Origin of the sequence: Pseudomonas tehranensis (genome assembly GCF_014268615.1) — a bacterium.
GTDB lineage: Bacteria > Pseudomonadota > Gammaproteobacteria > Pseudomonadales > Pseudomonadaceae > Aquipseudomonas > Aquipseudomonas tehranensis.
This window is the reverse complement of sequence record NZ_JABWQV010000027.1, coordinates 16786-37933: the sequence shown is the minus strand read 5'-3', so window position 1 is coordinate 37933 and position 21148 is coordinate 16786. Positions and strand designations below refer to the sequence as shown.

Genomic DNA, 21148 nt, shown 5'->3' with positions numbered 1-21148 from the left:
CCCCCCCCCCCCTTTCCCGGGGGGGGCGGGACGGCCTATGAAATGCAGCTGGCCCAACTGCTGCAGGACCGTCTGCGCCTCAAGCAAATCCAATCGAACGAAGGTAAAGCCGCGCTCAAGTTGCAGCTTCTGCCGGCGTATGTGCCTTACGTGGATGGGGTTCTGGCTGCGGGCAACGGCGCCCAGGACGAAGTACTCACCACCATCATGATCTGGCGCGTGGATGCTGGCGACTACACCGGCGCGCTCGACATCGCAGCGTATGTATTGCAGCACAACCTGCTGATGCCTGATCGCTTTGAACGTACCACTGGCTGCCTGGTGGCGGAGGAAATCGCAGAGGGAGCGCTGATTTCCCAAAAGACCAGTGGAAGCTTCGACCTGGCCATCCTGCATCGGACCATGGAGCTGACCGCCAAACAGGACATGCCGGACGAAGTCAGGGCCAAGCTGTACCTGGCCACGGGGCGCGCCACGGTAGCGGGCCTTACGGTCGATAACCCCGGCCAACCCGGTCAGGTAATGGCCGGTATCGAACTGCTGAAACGGGCCATCGAGCTCAATAGCAGCTGCGGCGGCAAGAAGGACCTGGAGGGCGCTGAGCGCCTCCTGAAAAAGATTGCTCCTCCACCCGGGAGCTGAACGAGCGTACCCCGCAACCCCGGCGGCCCGGGGCTGAACAGCAGGTTATCTCCTTTCCTTGCTGTGACGCCCCGGCCACCGCCGACTTAGGGCTGAACCATGAGCGGATTTATTGCCACCGGCAGCATCGACGAACCCTTTGTTATTACCAACGACGGGTTCTGGCCTGACATCGATGTCGTGCATCTGCGTGACTCCATCCGTCTGGACGGCAGCATTACCGACGCGCGCATTGAAGTTGTGACCGTCAACGCGCTGATCCAAGTCAACGGCGAGCTGGCCAGCGTGAAGCTAAAGCATACAGCCAACGGGTACGACACCCTCGCGGCCGTGCCTGCATCGAACATCAAGGGCGAAAGCCACTTCGTCCACCTGTATCGCCGCTCAATTTACTGCAGCGTCGGCGCCGAGCTCGCTGAGCGATATCGCAGCTACGACAGCAGCGTCGAGGGCAACAAGAACGCCGATGAGCTGACGCCCTCGGTCGATGAATACCGCCGCGACGCCCGGTTCGCCATCCGCGATCTATTAGGCGTTGGTCATTCCACCGTGGAGCTCATCTGATGGTGACCTCCGTGTATGCCGCCCAAGGGGACACCGTCGACGCTATTTGCTGGCGGATCTACGGCCGCACCGCCGGCATCACGGAGGCAGTGCTCGAGGCGAACCCGGGGCTATCGGACCTCGGCACGATCATTCCGCACGGCACCCTGGTGGCGCTGCCGGATATCGCGCCTCAAGCCCAGGAACTGCAAATGGTGAACCTATGGGATTAAGTCACCAAACCAAACAGACAGATTTTTCATCACCTTCAACCTTGGACAGCGGAATCACGCGCATGCCTGACAAACCGGATACATGGGCCTGGTTAGCTGCCTGGCTCGAACTGAACTGGCCTGCCTTCTACGCTGGCGGGCTTGCCTGTGTAATCGCTGCCCTGCGGATCATCTACGGTGGCGGCACCTGGCGCCGGGTTTTACTGGAAGCCCCCCTGTGCGGCGCCCTCGCGCTGTCAGCAAGCCACGGGCTCTTTCTGGTGGGTATTCCCTCGACCACTGGTCCTTTCTTCGGTGGTGTGATCGGGCTGCTCGGCGTTGAGGGGACCCGCGCACTGGCCAAGCAATTCTTCAACCGCAAGGTGGATCAGCTATGAGTATTTTGCGCCATGGCGATCGCGGGCAAGAGGTCCGCACGCTGCAGCAGCGGCTCAACCAGCACGGCGCCGGTCTGGATCCAGACGGCGACTTCGGCGACGCCACCGAGGCTGCGGTCCGAAATTACCAGCGTCGGGTTGGGTTGGTAATTGACGGTATTGCGGGCACAAAAACCGCTCTGGCACTGGCCGGCGCTGATTGTTCGAACTTGCTGCAGCACACCCTGTTGGTGAGCGCTGCCGCACGCCTGGGCGTTGAGCTCGCGGCGGTGATGGCGGTCAACGAAGTCGAAAGCCTAGGTAGCGGCTTCCTGGACAACGGCAAGCCGAAGATTCTGTTCGAGCGGCACATCATGTATCGCCAGCTCAGCACGCCGCGCGCACCAGGTGATGACGCCGTTGATCTGAAGGCCCACGCCGACCAATTGGCTGTGGCCCAGCCCAACCTGGTCAATGCAAAACCAGGGGGCTACGCCGGCGGAACAGCAGAACATCAGCGCTTGGCGAATGCTCGATTGATCGACGATCTCTGCGCGTTGGAGTCGGCCAGCTGGGGTGCCTTCCAGGTGATGGGGTACCACGCCATTCGCCTGGGATACCAAAGCGTGACGGACTTTGCCGATCGGATGGCGCGGGACGAGAACGAGCAGTTCGAAGCATTCATGCGGTTTATCGAAGCGGACCCAACGCTGCTCAAAGCGCTGAAAGGCAAGAAATGGGCGGCGTTCGCCAAGGGCTACAACGGCCCCAACTATGCCCGCAACCTGTACGACACCAAACTGGAGCGAGCCTATCAGCGTCACGCTGCGGGCTGCCCGATCCCGGAGGCCGCATGATTGACTACGAACAGATCCGCAAACTCAGTCCCGCTGATGGGGACATTTTCGTGGTGCCGGAGGACACACCATGTGATTTGACTAAGGCGCTGGCCGAGGCGATCGCGGTCGCGAGCCCAGGCGTCAAAGCCTTGGTGTTCCGGGGTGATTTACACAGGCTCCCCCTGGCGGAGATGAACGCCGCAGGCTGGTACCGCGCATGAGCACGTTGCGCCAGGCGCTCTACGGGTTCGCCTTGCTCGCATCGATCGCGCTTCTGGTCTGGGGCCAGTCCCAGCGGATCGAGGTCGCAGAGCAGAAAACTGGACGGGCACAGGATGCCGCCGAGACGGCGCTTGCCAGGGCGACGCGCAGCGAGGAAACAGCCGCTCGACTCCAGACGTCCCTGCAGGAAGAACGGACCGCTCAGGCCGCATTGCGCAGCCAGCAAGACCAACTGCGTCAAGGGCTCGCCGCCCGTCAACGAAAAATCGAGGACTTGAAACGTGAGAATGCCGAACTTCGCCTATGGGCTGACCAGCCTTTGCCTGACGCTGCTCGCCGGATGCGCGAGCGCCCCGCCATCACCGGAGCCGCTGCGTATCGAGACTGGTTGTCCGGCCGTAGTGCCCTGCACCCTGTCGGCGACTAACCCGGACAAGAACGGGGCCCTGCTCAACGACCAGGAAGTCACCGAAAGCGATTGGGCCCAATGCGCTGCGCAGGTCGATATGGTTTACGAGCATCAGCAGGCGAAGGCGGGCAAGCCGTGAATAAACCAGAATCACTTCGCGCCCACCTGCTCGCCTCGGTACCGGAGTTAAAGAAAAATCCTGATCGCTTGATGGTGTTCATCGACAACGGCGCGATGCGCAGCACCGCCGCCTTTGGGCTGTCCTTCGAATACAGCTACACGCTGAACCTGATCTTCACGGATTACGCTGGCCACCCCGACACAATCGCCATCCCCCTGTTCGCCTGGATCCTTGTGAATCAGCGAGAGCTGATGGAAAACGTCGAGCGCAGTAAATCGGCCGTGACGTTCGAAGCCGACATCTTGGACAACAGTAAGGTCGACCTGTCGATCAAGTTACCGCTGACTGAACGCGTCATCGTGAAACGCCAGGCCGATGGCCACCTGGTTGTCAGTCATCCGCCAGAGCCTGTGGTCGACGATGACCCATTCACCATGCCTGGGCTTGAGCTCTGGACTGCCGACGGCGAGTTCATCACAAGGTGGGATGAACCATGAACAACGACCTGCAGGTGCTCGAGACCTGGGTCGCCGCGTTGCTGGCGAAGCTGGACGAGGGCGAGCGCCGCAAGCTCCTAGGCGCCGTTGCCAGGGATCTGCGCCGTAGCCAGTCCAAGCGCATAACGACACAGCGAAATCCGGACGGTTCGGCATTCGCACCACGCAAGCCAAAGGATCTGCGCGGGAAACAGGGTCGGATCAAAAGCAAGATGTTCACGAAGCTGAAATCGGCCCGTTACATGCGTACCCAAAGCACAACGAACGGCCTGTCGGTGGGGTTTGTTGGGCGAGTGAGCCGCATTGCCCGGGTTCACCAATACGGCCTGAAGGATCGGCCGGAGCGCGGTCAAGCGGATGTGCAATACGACGCACGCCAACTGCTGGGCTTTAGCGGAGACGAGCTGGAAAACATCCGAAACATGTTGATCGATCACCTCACCGCCTGACCTTCCCCTGTAGACAACCGCGCTACAGCCCGCCGCCGATGCAGCTCGCACGCGCGACCTGCAACATCGGCGGCATGGACTCTCTTACAGAACTGACCCGACGCCTTGAAAACCTGATTCGAGCCGGCACCATCGCCGAGCTCGATCCGGTGAAACCCCGTTGCCGTGTAAAAACCGGTGGGCTGCTGACTGGCTGGCTGCCGTTCTTTGCCCTGCGGGCCGGCGAGGACAGCGAATGGGACCCACCAAGCGTCGGCGAGCAGTGCCTGGTGCTCTCGCCATCCGGCAATCCAGCTCATGGCTTCGTCATTTTTGGTGTGTACAGCGATCGCTTCCCGGCTCCGGACAACGTGCCGACTCGACGCCGGCGTAAGTACCGCGACGGGGCAATTGTCGACTATGACACCGCGAGCCACACGCTGACCGCCACGCTGCCCGGGGGCGGCAAAGCCAATCTCATCGCACCAGGTGGCGTACATGTCACCGGTAATGTCGTGATTGATGGCCTGGTGACCGTCACCCAGGACGTCGTCGCCGGCGCTCAGAAGATCAGCCTGGTCAATCACCGGACCTCTGGTGTTCAAGCGGGTAACGGCACCTCACAGGGGCCGATCCCATGATGGGCATGAACAGCAATTCCGGTCGCAACATCATCGGGAACGATCACCTGGTGCAGTCGATCGCCGACATCCTGACCACCCCCATTGGAACCCGCGTTATGCGGCGCGAATACGGCAGTCAGCTTGCAGATCTGATCGATTGGCCGCTCAACAACGCAACCCGCCTGCAGGCTTATGCGGCCACCGCCATTGCCCTGATGCGCTGGGAACCGCGGATCCGCCTGAGCCGCGTGCAGCTCACGCTGGGCGACGTAGCTGGCCAGGCAATTCTCGACATTGACGGCAGCCTGGTGGACACCAACGAGCCGTTGAGCCTGCGCGTTCCTCTGAGTTTGGGAGCAACAGCATGAAGACATTCACTCCCATCGATCTGGCTCAGTTACCGGATCCCGATGTCGTCGAGCAGATCGACTACGAGCAGATCCTCGCCGAACGTAAGGCCTACGCCGTCAGTCTCTGGCCAGCGGAACAGCAGGCCCAAATCGCCGCGACATTGGCCTTGGAGTCGGAGCCGCTAACCAAGCTCCTGCAGGAGAATGCCTATCGCGAAATGCTGCTGCGCCAACGTGTAAACGAAGCGTCCCTGGCGAACATGCTGGCCAAAGCTAGAGGGAAGGACCTCGAGCAACTGGCGGGCAACGTAAACGTCGAACGCCTGGTCGTGACCCCAGGCAACAGCGCCGCCGTGCCTCCAATTATTGCGGTGATGGAATCAGACGACGCACTGCGCGAACGCGCGCAGATGGCATGGGAAGGGCTTTCCACGGCGGGGCCACGCAATAGCTACATCCTGCACGCGCGCAGCGCAGACGGCCGCGTCGCCGATGCAACGGCTGAAAGTCCGGCGCCGGCAGTTGTCGTCGTCACTGTTCAAGGTTTGGTTGGAGATGGAAGCGTCGACCAGGAGTTGCTGGATGTAGTCAATCGTTACCTCAGCGATGATGACCGTCGTCCTGTCGCCGATCGGCTTACGGTGCAATCGGCAACCGTCCTGCCGTATCAGATTGATGCGGTTCTCTACCTTGCCACCACCGGTCCAGAAGCAGAACCCATCCGTGAAGCGGCACAAGCCCGCCTTGTGGAGTTCATTAATCAGCGTCGGCGCTTGGGTGTAGAAATCTCCGAGTCGGCAATTCACGCGGCCCTCCATGTCGAAGGGGTCCGCAAGGTAGTTCTAAATAACTGGGGGGATATCTCGCCGAGCGAGGCCGAAGCGGCATATTGCACCGGGTACAACGTTGCGATTGGGGCATGGTCATGACTCATCTCTTGCCGCCGAACAGCACGACACTTGAACGGCTTGCCGCCGAGGCCCTCGCGCAAATTGAGCGTGTGCCGGTGCCGATCCGGGACCTGCTTAACCCTGATCAATGTCCGGTGCAGCTGCTGCCCTACCTCGCCTGGGCATTCTCCGTTGACCGCTGGGACAGCACCTGGTCGGAGGCCACCAAGCGCCAGGTTATCAAAGGGTCCTACTTCATCCACTCCCGAAAAGGAACGATCGGTGCTCTGAGGCGTGTGGTTGAGCCTTTGGGCTACCTGATCGAAATTATTGAGTGGTTTAACACGGTGCCCGAAGGCGTACCTGGCACCTTCGCACTGACAGTAGGCGTGTTGGACACCGGCATCACAGAAGAAATGTATCAGGAGCTGACCTGGCTTATCGACGATGCCAAGCCTCTGACACGCCATCTCACCGGGCTCGCCATCAGCCTGGAAACCCACGGCAACTTAAACATTGCCGTCACCTTATACGAAGGTGACGAAATCGACGTTTACCCACCGGTGATGCGTGACATTGAGGTCACGGGCAGATTCGGTGTGGTGGGCCGCGAACACTCCATAGACACCTTGGACGTTTATTATGACTGATGCGAATTCACAGTTTTTCGCCATCCTCACAAACGTGGGTATGGCGAAACAGGCGAACGCCGACGCGCTCGGAACTCCCTGGAAGATCACCGATATGGGGGTGGGGGACGCCAACGGCATAGATCCAATTCCAGTCGCTTCACAAACCAAACTGATCAACGAATGGCGCCGCCGGCCGTTGAATCAGCTCAAGGTTGACCCTAATAACCCGGCGGTGATCATCGCCGAGCAAGTTATACCGGACAATGAGGGTGGTTTCTGGATCCGAGAAATCGGCCTGTACGATGCGGATGGGGATCTGGTGGCAGTGGCGAACTGTGCGCCGAGCTTTAAACCGGTCTTAACTCAGGGCTCGGGCCGCACACAAATTGTGCGGATGAACTTCATTGTTACCAACACCGGCAACATCACGCTCAAGATTGATCCCTCAATTGTCTTGGCCTCACGGGCTTATGTGGATGCGGCAATTTTAGAGGTGCTGCCCAAAAACAAGACTGCCGGCGAGTACACACGGATCAAGGTCAACGATCGTGGGATCTTCCAATCGGGCGACAACCCCGACTCGCTGGCCGCGATGGGCATCAAAGACGCCCACACCAAAGCTGAAATAGCCGCGATGCAGCAAGTCGGGCCTTATGACGGCACGCCCGGCAAGATTGCGAAGACGGGCTACATGGGTTGGGGTTCCAGTTATGCCAACGGGCCTCAACTGCTGGACAACATGACGGGCGCACAAACGACCTATAGCGGGCTTTACCGTTATGTCCCGGCGACGGTAGGGCGTCCTACCTTTGGCATGGGTTACGGCAGCGTCCTGCAAAGCTCACTCAGCGACGCAGGTGGTAATTGGGCCACCCAGTTGGTCATCGACTACGCGTCTGACGCGATTGGTTTTCGGCGGCTGTCCGGGGCGGCCGGTTGGCAGCCTTTCCTAGAAATCTGGCACAAGGGAAATCTCAAGGCCGCGACCCAGGATCAGACCAATTCAGGCGTTGATGACCTGACGTTTGTCACCCCGAAGAAGTTTTCGGCGGGCCTCGCGGCGCTGATCGTCCAGGCGACCGAAGCGATCAAGGGCGTTGCTCGGGTGGCAACGCAATCGCAAACAGACGCGGGTGTCGATGACACCGTGTTTGTCACGCCGAAGAAGTTCGCGGCCGGTGTGGCGGCGTTGGTTATTCAGGCGACCGAGACAGTCGCCGGTATCGCCCGGGCGGCTACCCAAGGGCAGGCGGATGCAGGTGCAGATGACACAACGTTCATCACGCCGAAGAAACTGCGTTGGGGTTTTCAAATCCTCAAGGCCACCAACGGCTATGTGGTGTTCCCCACTTGGCTGGGTGGTCTCATTATCCAATGGGGCTATTCGAGCATTCCGATAGGGTCGACGGTTGTGCCCTTTCCCTTGAGTTATCCGAATGGATGTTTTGGCGTGCAAGTCACGACTGCGAACATGACGGGGGCTGCTGATGTTGTCGAACTTACCACTACGCCTAGCAAGGCCAGTTTTTCGGCCGTAGGGGTAACCTCCGGCACATCAGGCACACCTTTGCAAATCGCTTCGAATTTTTATTGGCTATCGATTGGGCATTAAAGGTGGGCAGCATGAAATATGTGACATTTGATGAAGCGGGAACTCTCAAGCTTCGCCTGATTCGTGGCGTAAACGATATTCCTGAGGACGCCCTTGAGGTTGATGAAAGTCTTTGGTTGCGAATCACCCAGGAACAAGACGGCGTGTGGCAGTTGGTCTCCAACGAAATCAAGAAGGTGCCGTTGCCGGCGACGCCTCCAAACTTCGCCCAGTTAGTCGCCGATGAGCGTTATCGGCGGGAGACGTCAGGCGTACTTGTTGATGGTTTATTGATCGAAACCACCCGAGACAGCCAAGCCCTGATTGCAGGCACCGGACTCTCGGCGATCCTAGATTCAGAGTACCGCTGCAACTTCAAAACAGTCAGCGGATTTGTAGAGATCGACGCCGGGCAAATCATTGCTATCGCCAAAGCTGTTCGCACGCATGTCCAAGCCTGCTTTGACCGCGAATTTACCCTACTCCAAGCCATTGAAGCCGGCGACTATCATGACGACATGCTGACCAGCGGCTGGCCTGACTCTCCCGCTATGTAAACGCCCCTCCTACAATCCGTCGCGCTCGCCCAACCGGCGCGCGCGCGTCACCCTGCGTTTCATTGTCACCCACGCGCAGGTTCCCCCCATGGCCACTGATTACCACCACGGCGTCCGAGTTGTCGAAATCAACGAAGGCACCCGCCCGATCCGCACCGTCGCAACCGCCGTCGTCGGCATGGTCTGCACCGCTGAAGATGCCGATCCGATTGCGTTTCCGCTCAACCGTCCTGTTCTGCTTACCGACGTGCTTACCGCCAGCGGTAAGGCAGGTGTGCAAGGCACTCTCGCAAAAAGCCTCGACGCCATCGCTGACCAAGCCAGCCCAGTCACCGTTGTCGTTCGTGTTGCAGAAGGGCAAGACGCGGCCGAGACCACCAGCAACGTGATCGGCGGCGTGACCGCCGGCGGCCAGTACACCGGCCTCAAGGCTCTACTGGCAGCAGAAGCGCAACTGGGCGTGCGGCCGCGCATCCTGGGTGTGCCAGGTCTCGACTCGTTACCCGTGGCCACCGAGCTGGTCCTCACAGCCCAAAAGCTACGCGGGTTTGCCTATGCCAGTGCCTGGGAGTGCAACACCGTCTCGGAGGTCATTGCCTATCGGGAAAACTTCGGCGCCCGCGAGCTCATGACCATCTGGCCCGATTTCGTGAACTGGGACACCACCCTGAATGCTGACGCGCCGGCGTCGGCGATCGCCCGCGCCCTGGGCCTGCGTGCCAAGCTCGATGAGCAAGTGGGCTGGCATAAAACCCTCTCCAACGTGGCTGTGAATGGTGTGTCTGGCCTGAGCCGGGATATCTACTGGGACCTACAGAACCCGGCCACCGATGCCGGTCTGCTGAACGCGGCGGACGTCACCACCCTCATTCGTCGTGACGGCTTCCGCTTCTGGGGCTCGCGCACCTGCAGCGACGATCCGTTGTTCGCCTTCGAAAACTACACCCGCACCGCCCAGGTCCTGGCCGACACCATGGCCGAGGGTCAGTTCTGGGCAGTGGACAAGCCTATGCACCCGAGCCTGGTCCGCGACATCGTCGAGGGGATCAATGCCAAATTCCGCGAGCTGGTACGCCTTGGCTACCTGATCGGCGGCGAGTGCTGGTACGACGAAGCCGCCAACGACAAGGACACCCTCAAGGCCGGCAAGCTGTACCTGGATTACGACTACACGCCAGTGCCGCCACTGGAGAACCTGGGGCTGCGCCAGCGCATCACTGATCGCTACCTGGTCGACTTCGCCAGCCGCGTCAACGCCTGATATTCAATCATCCGCGCGGCGTCGTCCGCGCCTTTAGGAGAGCGCCCATATGGCTCTGCCCAAAAAGCTCAAGAACATGAATTTGTACAACGACGGCGTCAGCTACGTCGGCGAGTGCAAAAGCGTCACCCTGCCCAAACTCGCCCGCAAGCTCGAAGCCTTCCGGGGTGGTGGCATGGACGGCGGAGTGAAGGTCGACTTGGGCCACGGGGACGACGGCATCCAACTCGAATGGACACTCGGGGGCTGGGATTTGACCGCGCTGCGTCAGTACGGCGCCGTGTCGGCCAGCGGCGTGATGCTGCGTTGGGCAGGCTCTATCCAGCGCGACGATACCGGCGAGGTCTCGGCTGTCGAGGTAGTCGTGCGCGGCCGGCACGAAGAGATCGACATGGGCGACTCGGAAAGCGGCGAGGACACTGAGCACAAGTTCACCACCACCTGCAGCTATTACAAGCTGACCATCGACGGCAATGAAGAGATCGAGATCGACTTGCTCAACTTCATTTTCAAGGTCGACGGCACCGACATGCTGGCTGAACACCGCAAGGCGATCGGCCTGTAAACGAACCACACCTGCCGGCACATCCGGCGCATTGCCTCTATGAAAGGACCGCAACATGAAAACTTCCGAAAAAACCGAAGCCGCCGCCGTCACCGTTGAGAAGAACCCGAACCGCCCAGTCATCACCTTGGATACCCCCATTGTTCGAGGCTCGACCGAAATCACAGAGGTAACACTGCGCAAACCGGTATCCGGCGAGCTGCGTGGCGTCACGCTGACCGATCTGCTGCAGATGGACGTGCTCGCGTTGCGCAAGGTTTTGCCGCGAATCACCACACCGACCCTGAATGATCACGAGATCGGAAACATGGACCCGGCCGACCTGGTGCAGATGGCCACCGAGGTCGCCGGTTTTTTGCTGCCGAAGTCGGCGAAGGTGGATGCATCCCTCGTTGCGTAGATGACGCCATGGCGGATATCGCCGTGATTTTCCACTGGGGGCCGACGGAAATGGATCCGCTCCCCCTGACTGAACTGATGGACTGGCGCGAGCGCGCTCGCAAGCGAAGTGGGGCGAAAGATGACTGACAAGCTGCGGCTAGAATTTCTGCTGTCGGCGATCGACAAGGTCACCGCGCCGCTTAAGCAAATCAGCGCTGGAAGCAACGCTACGTCTCGCGCCTTGAAAGCGGCGCGGGACCAGCTCAAAGAGCTCAACACCCAGCAGTCCAACATTTCCAGCTATACCAGGCAGCGGGAAGCCGTCCGCCAGTCATCTGAGGAATTGGCCCGGGCACAGGACAAGCTACGCGGCTTGCGCGAGCAGCTGCAGAAGATGGGAGCGCCCTCTGCGGCCTTTCAAAAGTCGTTCGTCAACGCCTCGGCTGCTGTTGAAAAACTGACGAATAAACACAACGCTCAGCGATCGGAGCTGCAGCGCCTGATTCCCCTTATAAAATCTACCGGTGCCGATACCCGCAACCTGGGGACCACCGAGCGCCGCTTGAAGACAGAAATCGAGGCGGCCAACAGAGCTATCCAGTCGCAAAAAGACAAACTCACCGCGCTCGCCAAGCAGCAGGAACGCGTCTCCCGCGCACAAAAAAACTATTCCAAAGGCCGCGAGCTGGCCGGCAATGCCGCTGTCGCCGGAGCGAGCGCCGGCGCCGTAGGGGCCGCAACCGGAATGCCAATCCTCGGAATGGTCAAAAACTACTCCCGCTTCGAAGATGCTATGGCGGGCGTAGCAAAACAGGTCGAGGGCGCCCGGGACGATAATGGCCAGCTCACCCAGACCTATTACGAGATGGCCGCATCCATCAAAAAAATGGCTGAAACCATCCCCATGGCCACGACGGACATCGCCGCCCTGGTGGAAGGCGGCGCCCGTATGGGAATCCAAGGCAAGGATGATCTACTGGAGTTCGCCAGAGTAGCTGCGACCGCCGCAACGGCCTTCGACCTGCCGGCAGAGGAAGTAGGCGAGAATCTGGCGCGTATTGCAAACCTCTACAAACTGCCGATCAAGAACGTCAATCAGCTCGGTGACGCGATCAACTTCCTGGACGACAACGCCATGTCGAAAGGCGCGGACATCATTGACGTGATGCAGCGCACGGCGGGTATTACGGCGTCGGTCGGCATGTCCTTCAAAGACGCCGCTGCTTTGGGCTCAACCTTCCTCACGCTTGGCGCGTCGTCGGAGATCGCGGCATCGGCTACCAACGCCATGATCCGCGAGCTCGCGATCGCCACGCAGCAACCTAAGCGATTCGTGGAGGGTTTGAAGTCGATTGGCCTGGAGGCGAAGGCCGTCCAGGACGGCATGTCCAAGGATGCGACTGGCACCATCAAGGCCGTGCTCGATGCCGTCAATAAGCTGCCTAAAGGCGAACAGCTCGGGGTGATGACCCAACTGTTCGGTAAAGAATACGGCGACGATGCGGCGAAACTTGCCGCCAACATGGAGGAATATCGGCGTCAGCTGGAACTGGTGAACGGAGCGAACAACGCGCCCAAGCGTGACGGCTCGATGCAGCGCGAAGGTGATATCCGGGCGGACCAGCTCTCTGCTCGATGGGAGATGTCCCAAAACCGCATGTTCAATTTGAGCAGCGCCCTAGGCGCCACGCTACGCCCAGCGTTGATCGAGCTGATTACTGGTTTCAACGGCGTCCTCGAGCGCGTCAACGCGTGGGCTACGGCGAACCCCGGCATGGTTTTGGGGATCCTGAAGGTTGGTGCCGGCATCGCAGCACTATCGATCGGCTTCAGCACGGTCGCCCTGGCCCTTGCGACTACCCTCGGACCATTTCTCGCTGTCCGCTATGGACTGTCCTTAATCGGGATCCGCCTGCCCTCCCTGATCGGTTTACTGGTCAACTTGGGATCGAAGGTTCTGCCCATTGTCGGCCAGGCGTTCATGTGGATTGGCCGGCTATTGATGGCGAACCCCATCGGACTGGCAATTACGGCAATCGCCACCGCTGCGTATCTGATCTACGCCAACTGGGACAAGGTGAAGGCTTATTTTGCAAGCGCCTGGGCCGAGATCAAGCTTGGTTTCAGTGGTGGGATCAGCGGCATCTTGCAGACGCTGGCCAATTTCAGCCCCATCGGCTTGGTCTACCAGGCCTTCTCGGCGGTGATGAACTACATGGGCGTCGAGCTGCCTTCCCGCTTCACAGAGTTCGGCGGGATGATCATCGCCGGACTAGTCAATGGCATCACCAATGCCATGGGCTCAGTCAAGACCGCCATTTCCGATGCCGGCAGCAGCACCGTCGACTGGTTTAAGGAAAAACTCGGCATTCATAGCCCTTCCCGCGTATTCGCCGAACTCGGCGGCTTCACCATGGCCGGGTTGGCCCAGGGCGTTGCGGAAGGTCAGAAAGGACCTATGGAAGCCGTGAAGGCCGTGGGCGAACTGATGACCCAGGCGGGAACTGTGACCATCGGCGCCATTACCAACGCTGGAGCATTGCTGGGCCCGGCCTCTGCTGTACCTGGTGTGGCTGCAGCAGCCCTGACACCGGCTGCAGCCGTGCCCGCAGCAGCTGCAGCACTGAAGCCCGCCGCATCCGTTCCGGGAGCGAAAGCTGAAACCGGCGGCATGCTCGAATCAATCCTGGGTATAGGCAAACGGCTGGCCCAGGCAGGTGCGATGGCAGTCGGTATCGGCGGTGCCCAGCAGGCTATTGCTGTCGATAACCGTCCTCCAATCGCTCCTGCAGTAGCCCCTGCTGCGGTGCAGATGGCGCCCGAACAGATCGTAATCCACATTCATCCCGGCCCGGGCATGGACGCCGCCGCGATCGCGCGTGCTGTGTCTGCCGAGCTCGACAAGCGCCAGCATGCAAAACAAGCCAAGGGCCGCAGCTCCCTTTTTGACCAGGAGTAAACGAACATGATGATGTCACTGGGCATGTTCATTTTCAGCCTTGAAACTCTGGCCTACCAGGAGCTGCAGCGGCAGACGGAATGGCGTCACGGTTCGACGTCGCGCATCGGTACCAACCCATCACGCCAGTTTCTTGGCCGTGGGGATGACTCCATCAGCTTGCCCGGGTTGCTCTTGCCTGCGCTCGCTGGATCCCCGCTCAGCCTCGACACACTTCGCGCCATGGCCGATACGGGGAAGGCATGGCCTCTGATCGAGGGCACCGGCCGGATCTTGGGTATATGGGTGATCGACAACATCACAGAGACAAAGACCCTGTTTTTCCCGGACGGCGCGGCGCGGCGCATTGAGTTCACCATCTCGCTTAAACGGATCGATGACGGCCGCGTCGACCTGCTAGGTGCTGGCATAAGTACCGCTGGCAACATATTGAGGAGCATCCTGTGATTGACCAGGTACTGAACCGAATTGACGGCTATCTGAGTGACGCGCAGGCCTCGGTACGCGAAGCGAGGGCCTACCCTCGGCCGATCTGTCGACTTGTCGTAGACGGGCGCGACATTACAGCGGCTATCGAGAAGCGCCTGATCAGCATTGAGCTGACCGACAACCGCGGGCTCACGGCTGACCAGCTCGATGTCACGCTCTCTGACCATGACGGGCGCCTGGTGATCCCACCTAAAGGCTCAACCTTGCGCCTATGGCTTGGCTGGAGCGATACCGGTCTAGTCGACAAGGGCACATACACTGTCGACGAAACAGAGCACAGCGGTGCACCCGACCAGTTGAACATCCGGGCGCGCAGCGTGGATCTAAATGCCGGGCTGAAAGTGAAACGGGAGCGAAGCTGGCACGACGAAACCATTGAAACAGTCGTGCAAGCCATCGCCGGAGCCTACGGCCTTGGCCCGTTGGTCAGTGCTGCCCTCAGCGCCATTCAGGTAGTACACCTGGATCAGGCCAACGAGTCAGACGCAAACCTGCTTTCCCGCCTGGGACAAGAGCATGACGCGATCGCCACGGTGAAAGCGGGCAAGCTGCTGTTCATGCCGATCGGTAACGCCACCAGTGCCAGCGGCCTGACGTTGCCACACATCACCCTCACCCGCCGGGACGGCGATCAGCACCGATTCCTGCAAGCGGATCGAGACAGCTACACGGGTGTACGGGCGTTCTATTACGACGTCGACAGTGCCGAGAAAAAGGAGGCAATTTCCGGCGGCGGCGAAAACATCAAGGATTTGCGCCACTCCTACACCGATCAGAAAAGCGCTTTGGTGGCTGCCCGCGCCGAGTGGAACAAACTGCAGCGGGGAAGCGCGACGCTCAGCTACTCCCTGGCGCGCGGTCGGCCAGAACTGACGCCAGAGCTCACCTACTCGCTGATCGGCATCAAGCAAGAGATTGCGGACGTGATCTGGCTGGGCGGCAACGTGAAGCACAGCTTCACGCCTGATTCGTTCACAACGAGCTTGGAGCTGGAGTCGAAGTTGCCGGACGGAGATGAGGTCGCCGAACTGGCGGACGGCGGCGGCGACCATACCGGGGTTGTGGCGTGGTATCGAGACGCGAAAAGCGGTCAGCAAAAGATCAGCGAGGGTGATCAAAGCAAGCCAAAACGCCTGACACACTTGTACGAGAGCAAGGCGTCAGCACAGCGTGCACTGGCGAGGGAGTACAAGCGGCTGCAGGCCAAGACCGGGGCGAATAATCCAGGCACCCCGGCATGACCAGCCGGGGTGCGGTGAGTTGGCCGGAGGTTAATCCGTTTGCGCCATCATTTCCGCAATGCGGTGTAAGTGGCTCTGATCCGTCTCTGACATTTTGCGGTACATGCTCAGCAAAATGCGCTCTAGCTGCGTCAACTGAAGACTGGAGGGCTCCTTGCTCCGAACGTCCTGTTCAAACTGCTCCAAAGCGCCTCGATCCAACATGCTCACTACTCCTAAAAGTCGCAGAGGATCGGCTAAATCGCGGTTTTCTGAAGCCCCAGGTGAGCACTCTTTCGTATGGTTGCAGTAAAGAAAGTGACGCAGGTTCACTCCAGCGGGAGCGTGCCCTGAGATTCTCTTGCCGCCGCTTCTGCCAAGCCGGTGGCCACTCGATGAACCACAACCTGATCACCAGGACTCAACGAACGGAAGCAGCTCAGCACCTCATTTTCGATAGAGGTATGCGTCCCAGTAGCCGTATCCCGCCGACCAAAAAGCACATACATCACGTCCACACCAATTTTCGAAATTGCCAACAGGTAAGCCGTGTCCGGCCTCTGTCGATCATTCTCGTAATTGCCTTGGGAATTGCGTTTTACACCGCCTATGTCGGCGAAGTCGTTCTGATTGATGCCAAGTCGGTCGCGCTCTTCCCGGAGTCGCTCGCCCAAAGTTTTTTCCAAGGAATCTCCGCTCACACAAATTTTTGGCACACGCCGCTTTACACAGCCAAATTCTTGGGCATAATGATGGCACACACAACACGATTGAACACACATGAACACTATGCCCGTCCTCCTTACAGCCGAGCAAGCCCGCGCAGAACTTGATCGCAACGGCATAACCATTGCGCAGTTCTGCCGTACCCACGGCTTGAACAAAAATTTGGTCAGCGATTTGTTGAACGGTCGCAAGAAGGGCGTGCGAGGCGAGGCCCGACGAGCAGCTGTGCTTCTAAGAATCAAAGAAGGCGTGATCTCAAATTAATGGCATTCGGCCCGGCGAGAAACCAGAAGATGAAACGCACCGTTCTAGAAACCCGCAGGCAGGTCGTAAGCGCAGTGATCTGCGCATATCCGGGTGGTCGTGATTGCGCTGCTCCGCGTTTGGGTATGTCGGTGAAGAAATTCGACAACCACGCCTACGAGAACGCCGGCAGCCGTCCGCTTACCGATGAGCAGATCTGCTTACTGGAGTCACAGACCGGGACAACTCACCTCCCCGACTTCGTCTGCAACCTTTACGGCGGGGTGTTCGTTCCGGTTGCTGAAGCAGGACAGATCGACAACCTCGACCTGTACGCCCGATCGATCAACACAGCAGTAAAGCGTGGTCTCGTCGACGCCATCATTTCCAAGGCGCTGCAAGACGGCGTCATCCAGGACGACGAGGTGCAAGCCATTCTTGCGGCGCACCGCGCACACGTAGCAGCCAGACATGAAGAGATCACCGCAGTGATCGTTCTGCACCGGGAAAACCCGGGCAGTCAGCAATCGAAATAGGCGCTGGAAGCGTCGACATTTCTCGGCATCAGCCGAAGGCCGCGACTAGCGGCGGGGAGAAAAAGTGAGCACTTACAAGCTGGTATGCCCGCACTGCCGGGGGCGAATGCGCATCCGCACCAGTGAAGGCACGCATATCTTTTTGCGTATTGCCTACCTGCAATGCGTCAACGAAGCCTGCGGTTGGTCAGTACGAGCTCAGTTCGAAATGACCCATGAGATGAGCCCTTCGGGTATGCCAAATCCATCCGTTTGCTTGCCAGTGGCCCCTGTCGCCATTCGCCGGCAAGCGATGAAAAAGGAAGGCGAGCAACAGATGGACCTACTTGGACTGGAGACGGCGTGATGAACCACATGATCAGCGAGCAGAATCCCGAGCGTGAGTACCGCGCCGCCATGCAAGACGCCGCACTCTGCTACATGCAGCGCCACCAGGCAGAACACCTAGGCAATGATCAGCAGCTGTTTGTCAGGACGGTTGCCCACCTGCAGACAACGCTGGAAGTTCCGATCTTTCTCGCCGAAAACCTGACGGGCTTGGCATACGGACAACTACGCGCCAGCGCTGGCCAGCGACGCCTTGATCTGAAAAGTAGCAGTGAATCGGTTGCGGTCCTTTCCGATCCAGCCAGCGGAAAGTCGTTCGCCATACCCGTCGCGCTGATCTTCCAACACCTGGTCGACGCCTCGGGGGCGCGACCAAAAAACCCCAACAACTGACCGAATCGCTCCACCGTTTGCGTGTGGGTTTGGGTGAATTGCGCCCGAAATCAGGGAAAAAGCCATGAGCACAGCACTTTCCATCCAGATGAGCCTGAGCGAAACCCTCGCCGAAGCCTTGCTGCAGGAGCTCCGTGAACGCCTGCGACTGGGCATCCAGGAGCATTGGTATTCGGATGAATTTCGCCGCGTTCCTGATGGCATGCGCACCGGCGCCATTCTCTCGGCCTACCCCGCTCTGGCGGCTCAAAAGACAACTCTCGGCGCCCTCCAGGTCGCCATCAGGAAACAGGCATGACGATGGAAGAGAAAATCCGGGCCGACGTATTGACCCGACTTGAATTCGACTACGGCCTGAAACACCGGGTCGGCACCGATTTCATGCGAGGTGGCACTTGCCCGGCCTGCAACAAGAAGGAGCTGTACTCAAACTTCAACAATCCGTGGTTCATCAAGTGCGGCCGCGAAAGCAAATGCGGTCAGCAATGGCATGTCAAAGAGCTCTATGCAGACCTGTTTGACGATTGGAGCAAACGTGCCCCTGCCACCGACGAGAACCCCAACGCTACAGCACGCGCCTATCTTGAGTTTGCCAGGGGCTTTCGTTTCGACCTGGTGCAAGGGACGTTCACACAGGAGTATTTCTACGATCCGGACCTTGGCATCGGCTCCGCAACCGTGCGCTTTCCTCTGCCAAACGGTACCTATTGGGAGAGGCTGATTGATAAGCCCCACCGATTCGGCAAGAAAAAAGCTCGCTTCACAAAAGGCGGCGGTGCGAAGGGGCACTGGTGGTGTCACCCCCGTTTAGACCTGTCTGACACAAAAGAAATCTGGATCGTGGAGGGCGTTTTCGATGCCATCTCCTTGATCCATCACGGCATAGATGCCGTCGCTGCGATGTCGTCAAACCAGTTCCCAGAACAGTCGTTGCGTGCGCTGGCCACCGAACGGGCTGGACACCTGCCAAAGCTGATCTGGGCCCTGGATAACGAGCCAGGTGCGCACCGCTACACGCGTAAATGGGTGGCTATGGCCAGGGCCATGGGTTTTACCTGTGAAGCGGCTCAGATCCCCCAGCGCGATGCTCGCAAAGTGGATTGGAACGACCTGCACCAGCGGTGGGGCTTTATCGATGACGTGGATGCACGTCGTCGGCGGATCGATGCGGATGTAAAGGAAGCCAGGCACCACGGCGCACTGCTTATTGCAGAGAGCGCATCCGAGAAAGCGTTGCTTATGTACACCTGGCGCGAGCGCGAAGAGTTTCACTTTGGCTTCGATTCTCGCCTGTACTGGTGGAAGTTAGATATCAGCAAGTTCAACAGCGCCATGCAGGCGCTGGAGACCAGCAAAGACCACGAAGAGCAGTTGCTAAACGAGAAGGCACTGCGCGACAAGGCGCTGCGCATGTCCAACAACGTCGTCGAAATCGCCAACTGCTATCCACAAGCCCTGTATTTCCAGCGCAACGAGATCACCGACGAGTCCTGGTACTTCTTCCGCGTGGACTTCCCCCACGATGGGGGTTCAGTGAAAAACACCTTCACCGGTGGCCAGGTCGCAGCCGCGAGCGAATTCAAAAAGCGCCTGCTCGGCATGGCCGCCGGCGCGGTCTTCACCGGCAGCGGCCAGCAGCTCGACAAGATCATGAAGGACCAGTTGTTCGCGATCAAAACGGTCCAGACGATCGACTTCGTTGGGTACAGCAAGGAATACGCCTGCTATGTGTACGGGGACCTGGCTGTAAAGGATGGCCAGGTGGTCGACGTGAATGACGAGGAGTTTTTCGAGTTCGGGAAGCTGCGCCTGAAAACCCTCCAGCGCGCAGTGCCGGTGCGGATCCAGCGCGACCCAAAGGAATACAGCGACGAATGGGCGAAATTGCTATGGACGTGCTTCGGCGCACAAGGCGTCGTCGCGCTGACCTTCTGGTTCGGCTCGCTATTCGCCGAGCAGATCCGCGCCCGCTACCAGTCCTTCCCCTTCCTGGAAGCCACCGGCGAGGCCGGAGCCGGTAAGACCACCTTGCTCAACCTTTTGTGGAAGCTGCTCGGCCGCGCCGGCTACGAAGGGTTTGACCCATCGAAATCCACCAAGGCCGGCCGCAGCCGGTTGATGGGCCAGGTTTCCGGCATGCCGGTGGTTCTACTCGAATCCGATCGGAGCGGCGACGACAAATCCCACGCGAAAAACTTCGAATGGGATGAGCTGAAGGACTATTTCGGCGGCGGCACCCTGGCGACAAAGGGCGTCAAAACTGCCGGCAACGAAACCTACGAGCCACCGTTCCGAGGCACGATCGCAATCAGCCAGAACGCGCCTGTTATCGCATCCGAAGCCATCATGACGCGGATTGTGAAGCTTCATTTTGTGCGGCCGAACGTGACCCCCGAAAGCAGAGCCGCGGCTGACCAACTCACCGCCCTGGACGGCAATAAGCTAAGCCATTTTCTACTGCAGGCGGTGAAGCGTGAAAGCGATGTCATGGCCACGCTTGCCGACAAAATGCCGGCCCATGAGGCTCGCCTGCGTCGACTTCACACCCATTGCATCAGCTGCGACACCGAATACCCCGCCACAAACGAAAAGGCGGCTTGCCAACACTGCGGCAACCAGCTGAGAGGCTATATCCGCGTCGAGAGGATCGTAAAAAACCACGCCCAACTGCTCGGCCTGGTCGACTGCATTCGTTCGCTGGTACCGCTGAGCGACGCCCAGATCAGTGCTACCCAGCGCTGCATCGTCTCGATGGCCATCGAGCGCCAGAGCTCGATCAGCGCAGACCACCCGGTTGTTGCCGAATTCTGGGAAGTCTACGAATACCTGCAAGGCCTCGACGCCGACGGCCCGGTGGTGAACCACAGCAAAAAAGACAACATCATCGCCATCAACCTCAACGAGTTCGTAGAACGAGCCGCAGAGCACCGGCAAAAACTGGCCGACGTCAGCGAGCTGCGCGATCGCCTGAAGGAATCCCGCTGCCGCAAATTCCTGGAATCGAACAAGGCCGTTGATAGCGCTGTGCGTGCGTATCAGGCAACGCGGACAAACAACACGATCACCAAATCACCCACCGTTAAGTGCTGGATCTTCCAGGCGTAGGGCTGCAACC

General features: G+C 59.4%; 30 protein-coding genes. 29 read left to right on the top strand and 1 reads right to left on the bottom strand.

Annotated elements, in window-relative coordinates; all coding sequences use genetic code 11:
• The 23 genes from gpM to HU811_RS07855 form a co-directional block, all read left to right on the top strand.
• A partial coding sequence (gene gpM / locus HU811_RS07960) for a phage terminase small subunit (protein ID WP_186655121.1) occupies positions 1 to 642 on the top strand: 642 nt, incomplete at its 5' end.
• 99 nt (positions 643 to 741) lie between these two features.
• Positions 742 to 1206 carry a head completion/stabilization protein gene (locus HU811_RS07955; RefSeq protein WP_186655119.1) on the top strand — a complete coding sequence of 155 codons (465 nt, stop codon included), beginning with the start codon at positions 742 to 744 and terminating at the stop codon, positions 1204 to 1206.
• Positions 1206 to 1418, top strand: coding sequence for a tail protein X (locus HU811_RS07950; RefSeq protein ID WP_186655117.1), 213 nt, complete (start codon positions 1206 to 1208; stop codon positions 1416 to 1418). Before HU811_RS07955 ends, HU811_RS07950 begins: the two co-directional genes overlap by 1 nt.
• Before the next feature lie 62 nt (positions 1419 to 1480).
• Entirely contained in the window at positions 1481 to 1795 is a 315-nt protein-coding gene (locus tag HU811_RS07945; protein ID WP_186655116.1) for a phage holin, lambda family, read from the top strand.
• The gene (locus HU811_RS07940) at positions 1792 to 2631 is read left to right on the top strand and encodes an N-acetylmuramidase domain-containing protein (protein WP_186655114.1); all 840 of its coding nucleotides are present in this window, start codon (positions 1792 to 1794) and stop codon (positions 2629 to 2631) included. The genes HU811_RS07945 and HU811_RS07940 overlap by 4 nt, the downstream gene beginning before the upstream one ends.
• A complete protein-coding gene (locus HU811_RS07935) occupies positions 2628 to 2834 on the top strand; it encodes a hypothetical protein (RefSeq protein WP_186655112.1) in 207 nt (68 codons plus the stop codon). Before HU811_RS07940 ends, HU811_RS07935 begins: the two co-directional genes overlap by 4 nt.
• On the top strand, positions 2831 to 3262 hold the full coding sequence (gene lysB, locus HU811_RS07930) for an Rz-like lysis system protein LysB (RefSeq protein ID WP_186655110.1): 432 nt from the start codon (positions 2831 to 2833) through the stop codon (positions 3260 to 3262). The genes HU811_RS07935 and lysB overlap by 4 nt, the downstream gene beginning before the upstream one ends.
• Positions 3159 to 3383: an Rz1-like lysis system protein LysC gene (gene lysC, locus HU811_RS27380; protein ID WP_225248404.1), complete on the top strand. Its 225-nt coding sequence runs from the start codon at positions 3159 to 3161 to the stop codon at positions 3381 to 3383. Before lysB ends, lysC begins: the two co-directional genes overlap by 104 nt.
• On the top strand, positions 3380 to 3862 hold the full coding sequence (locus HU811_RS07925) for a phage tail protein (protein ID WP_186655108.1): 483 nt from the start codon (positions 3380 to 3382) through the stop codon (positions 3860 to 3862). The genes lysC and HU811_RS07925 overlap by 4 nt, the downstream gene beginning before the upstream one ends.
• The gene (locus tag HU811_RS07920; RefSeq protein ID WP_186655105.1) at positions 3859 to 4311 is read left to right on the top strand and encodes a phage virion morphogenesis protein; all 453 of its coding nucleotides are present in this window, start codon (positions 3859 to 3861) and stop codon (positions 4309 to 4311) included. Before HU811_RS07925 ends, HU811_RS07920 begins: the two co-directional genes overlap by 4 nt.
• Positions 4312 to 4385: 74 nt before the next feature.
• Positions 4386 to 4931 (top strand): phage baseplate assembly protein V, encoded by a 546-nt coding sequence (locus HU811_RS07915; RefSeq protein ID WP_225248401.1) that lies wholly within the window; start codon positions 4386 to 4388, stop codon positions 4929 to 4931.
• Positions 4932 to 4936: 5 nt separating this feature from the next.
• Complete coding sequence (locus HU811_RS07910; RefSeq protein ID WP_437179484.1) at positions 4937 to 5281, top strand: GPW/gp25 family protein; 345 nt, start codon at positions 4937 to 4939, stop codon at positions 5279 to 5281.
• Positions 5278 to 6192 (top strand): baseplate J/gp47 family protein, encoded by a 915-nt coding sequence (locus HU811_RS07905; RefSeq protein ID WP_186655098.1) that lies wholly within the window; start codon positions 5278 to 5280, stop codon positions 6190 to 6192. Before HU811_RS07910 ends, HU811_RS07905 begins: the two co-directional genes overlap by 4 nt.
• The gene (locus HU811_RS07900; RefSeq protein ID WP_186655096.1) at positions 6189 to 6803 is read left to right on the top strand and encodes a phage tail protein I; all 615 of its coding nucleotides are present in this window, start codon (positions 6189 to 6191) and stop codon (positions 6801 to 6803) included. The genes HU811_RS07905 and HU811_RS07900 overlap by 4 nt, the downstream gene beginning before the upstream one ends.
• Positions 6796 to 8397 carry a phage tail protein gene (locus tag HU811_RS27375; RefSeq protein ID WP_225248400.1) on the top strand — a complete coding sequence of 534 codons (1602 nt, stop codon included), beginning with the start codon at positions 6796 to 6798 and terminating at the stop codon, positions 8395 to 8397. Before HU811_RS07900 ends, HU811_RS27375 begins: the two co-directional genes overlap by 8 nt.
• 11 nt (positions 8398 to 8408) lie before the next feature.
• Positions 8409 to 8933 carry a DUF4376 domain-containing protein gene (locus HU811_RS07890; RefSeq protein ID WP_186655094.1) on the top strand — a complete coding sequence of 175 codons (525 nt, stop codon included), beginning with the start codon at positions 8409 to 8411 and terminating at the stop codon, positions 8931 to 8933.
• An 88-nt stretch (positions 8934 to 9021) separates the two neighbouring features.
• Complete coding sequence (locus HU811_RS07885; protein ID WP_186655093.1) at positions 9022 to 10194, top strand: phage tail sheath protein; 1173 nt, start codon at positions 9022 to 9024, stop codon at positions 10192 to 10194.
• A gap of 49 nt (positions 10195 to 10243) precedes the next feature.
• Entirely contained in the window at positions 10244 to 10759 is a 516-nt protein-coding gene (locus HU811_RS07880; RefSeq protein WP_186655092.1) for a phage major tail tube protein, read from the top strand.
• Between the two features lie 55 nt (positions 10760 to 10814).
• A complete protein-coding gene (locus tag HU811_RS07875) occupies positions 10815 to 11159 on the top strand; it encodes a phage tail assembly protein (RefSeq protein ID WP_202883612.1) in 345 nt (114 codons plus the stop codon).
• 8 nt (positions 11160 to 11167) lie between these two features.
• Positions 11168 to 11287, top strand: coding sequence for a GpE family phage tail protein (locus HU811_RS07870; protein WP_186655090.1), 120 nt, complete (start codon positions 11168 to 11170; stop codon positions 11285 to 11287).
• Complete coding sequence (locus HU811_RS07865; RefSeq protein WP_225248399.1) at positions 11280 to 14099, top strand: phage tail tape measure protein; 2820 nt, start codon at positions 11280 to 11282, stop codon at positions 14097 to 14099. The genes HU811_RS07870 and HU811_RS07865 overlap by 8 nt, the downstream gene beginning before the upstream one ends.
• A gap of 6 nt (positions 14100 to 14105) precedes the next feature.
• Positions 14106 to 14546 carry a phage tail protein gene (locus HU811_RS07860; RefSeq protein ID WP_186655088.1) on the top strand — a complete coding sequence of 147 codons (441 nt, stop codon included), beginning with the start codon at positions 14106 to 14108 and terminating at the stop codon, positions 14544 to 14546.
• Positions 14543 to 15829, top strand: coding sequence for a phage late control D family protein (locus tag HU811_RS07855; protein ID WP_186655085.1), 1287 nt, complete (start codon positions 14543 to 14545; stop codon positions 15827 to 15829). The genes HU811_RS07860 and HU811_RS07855 overlap by 4 nt, the downstream gene beginning before the upstream one ends.
• A 308-nt stretch (positions 15830 to 16137) precedes the next feature.
• Here the strand turns inward: HU811_RS07855 and HU811_RS07850 are convergent, their stop codons facing one another.
• Positions 16138 to 16494: a helix-turn-helix domain-containing protein gene (locus HU811_RS07850; RefSeq protein WP_076383308.1), complete on the bottom strand. Its 357-nt coding sequence runs from the start codon at positions 16492 to 16494 to the stop codon at positions 16138 to 16140.
• Positions 16495 to 16597: 103 nt separating this feature from the next.
• On the opposite strand from HU811_RS07850, the gene HU811_RS07845 reads away from it, so the two are divergent.
• The 6 genes from HU811_RS07845 (at position 16598) to HU811_RS07820 (ending at position 21138) form a co-directional block, all read left to right on the top strand.
• On the top strand, positions 16598 to 16798 hold the full coding sequence (locus HU811_RS07845; protein WP_186655125.1) for a DNA-binding protein: 201 nt from the start codon (positions 16598 to 16600) through the stop codon (positions 16796 to 16798).
• Between the two features lie 29 nt (positions 16799 to 16827).
• On the top strand, positions 16828 to 17313 hold the full coding sequence (locus HU811_RS07840) for a YmfL family putative regulatory protein (protein WP_186655078.1): 486 nt from the start codon (positions 16828 to 16830) through the stop codon (positions 17311 to 17313).
• Between the two features lie 64 nt (positions 17314 to 17377).
• A complete protein-coding gene (locus HU811_RS07835; RefSeq protein ID WP_076383307.1) occupies positions 17378 to 17659 on the top strand; it encodes an Ogr/Delta-like zinc finger protein in 282 nt (93 codons plus the stop codon).
• Complete coding sequence (locus tag HU811_RS07830) at positions 17659 to 18033, top strand: hypothetical protein (protein WP_186655076.1); 375 nt, start codon at positions 17659 to 17661, stop codon at positions 18031 to 18033. The genes HU811_RS07835 and HU811_RS07830 overlap by 1 nt, the downstream gene beginning before the upstream one ends.
• A gap of 64 nt (positions 18034 to 18097) precedes the next feature.
• Positions 18098 to 18331, top strand: coding sequence for a hypothetical protein (locus HU811_RS07825; RefSeq protein ID WP_076383305.1), 234 nt, complete (start codon positions 18098 to 18100; stop codon positions 18329 to 18331).
• Positions 18332 to 18333: 2 nt separating this feature from the next.
• The gene (locus tag HU811_RS07820) at positions 18334 to 21138 is read left to right on the top strand and encodes a toprim domain-containing protein (protein WP_186655123.1); all 2805 of its coding nucleotides are present in this window, start codon (positions 18334 to 18336) and stop codon (positions 21136 to 21138) included.
• The last annotated feature ends 10 nt before the right edge of the window (positions 21139 to 21148 follow it).

Bases quoted from the DNA above. Each gene is read 5' to 3' on its own strand.
- HU811_RS07955 (WP_186655119.1), top strand. From the start codon at position 742: ATGAGCGGATTTATTGCCACCGGCAGCATCGACGAACCCTTTGTTATT.
- HU811_RS07950 (WP_186655117.1), top strand. From the start codon at position 1,206: ATGGTGACCTCCGTGTATGCCGCCCAAGGGGACACCGTCGACGCTATT.
- HU811_RS07945 (WP_186655116.1), top strand. From the start codon at position 1,481: ATGCCTGACAAACCGGATACATGGGCCTGGTTAGCTGCCTGGCTCGAA.
- HU811_RS07940 (WP_186655114.1), top strand. From the start codon at position 1,792: ATGAGTATTTTGCGCCATGGCGATCGCGGGCAAGAGGTCCGCACGCTG.
- HU811_RS07935 (WP_186655112.1), top strand. From the start codon at position 2,628: ATGATTGACTACGAACAGATCCGCAAACTCAGTCCCGCTGATGGGGAC.
- lysB (WP_186655110.1), top strand. From the start codon at position 2,831: ATGAGCACGTTGCGCCAGGCGCTCTACGGGTTCGCCTTGCTCGCATCG.
- HU811_RS07920 (WP_186655105.1), top strand. From the start codon at position 3,859: ATGAACAACGACCTGCAGGTGCTCGAGACCTGGGTCGCCGCGTTGCTG.
- HU811_RS07915 (WP_225248401.1), top strand. From the start codon at position 4,386: ATGGACTCTCTTACAGAACTGACCCGACGCCTTGAAAACCTGATTCGA.
- HU811_RS07910 (WP_437179484.1), top strand. From the start codon at position 4,937: ATGAACAGCAATTCCGGTCGCAACATCATCGGGAACGATCACCTGGTG.
- HU811_RS07905 (WP_186655098.1), top strand. From the start codon at position 5,278: ATGAAGACATTCACTCCCATCGATCTGGCTCAGTTACCGGATCCCGAT.
- HU811_RS07900 (WP_186655096.1), top strand. From the start codon at position 6,189: ATGACTCATCTCTTGCCGCCGAACAGCACGACACTTGAACGGCTTGCC.
- HU811_RS27375 (WP_225248400.1), top strand. From the start codon at position 6,796: ATGACTGATGCGAATTCACAGTTTTTCGCCATCCTCACAAACGTGGGT.
- HU811_RS07890 (WP_186655094.1), top strand. From the start codon at position 8,409: ATGAAATATGTGACATTTGATGAAGCGGGAACTCTCAAGCTTCGCCTG.
- HU811_RS07885 (WP_186655093.1), top strand. From the start codon at position 9,022: ATGGCCACTGATTACCACCACGGCGTCCGAGTTGTCGAAATCAACGAA.
- HU811_RS07880 (WP_186655092.1), top strand. From the start codon at position 10,244: ATGGCTCTGCCCAAAAAGCTCAAGAACATGAATTTGTACAACGACGGC.
- HU811_RS07875 (WP_202883612.1), top strand. From the start codon at position 10,815: ATGAAAACTTCCGAAAAAACCGAAGCCGCCGCCGTCACCGTTGAGAAG.
- HU811_RS07870 (WP_186655090.1), top strand. From the start codon at position 11,168: ATGGCGGATATCGCCGTGATTTTCCACTGGGGGCCGACGGAAATGGAT.
- HU811_RS07865 (WP_225248399.1), top strand. From the start codon at position 11,280: ATGACTGACAAGCTGCGGCTAGAATTTCTGCTGTCGGCGATCGACAAG.
- HU811_RS07860 (WP_186655088.1), top strand. From the start codon at position 14,106: ATGATGATGTCACTGGGCATGTTCATTTTCAGCCTTGAAACTCTGGCC.
- HU811_RS07845 (WP_186655125.1), top strand. From the start codon at position 16,598: ATGCCCGTCCTCCTTACAGCCGAGCAAGCCCGCGCAGAACTTGATCGC.
- HU811_RS07840 (WP_186655078.1), top strand. From the start codon at position 16,828: ATGAAACGCACCGTTCTAGAAACCCGCAGGCAGGTCGTAAGCGCAGTG.
- HU811_RS07830 (WP_186655076.1), top strand. From the start codon at position 17,659: ATGAACCACATGATCAGCGAGCAGAATCCCGAGCGTGAGTACCGCGCC.
- HU811_RS07825 (WP_076383305.1), top strand. From the start codon at position 18,098: ATGAGCACAGCACTTTCCATCCAGATGAGCCTGAGCGAAACCCTCGCC.
- HU811_RS07820 (WP_186655123.1), top strand. From the start codon at position 18,334: ATGGAAGAGAAAATCCGGGCCGACGTATTGACCCGACTTGAATTCGAC.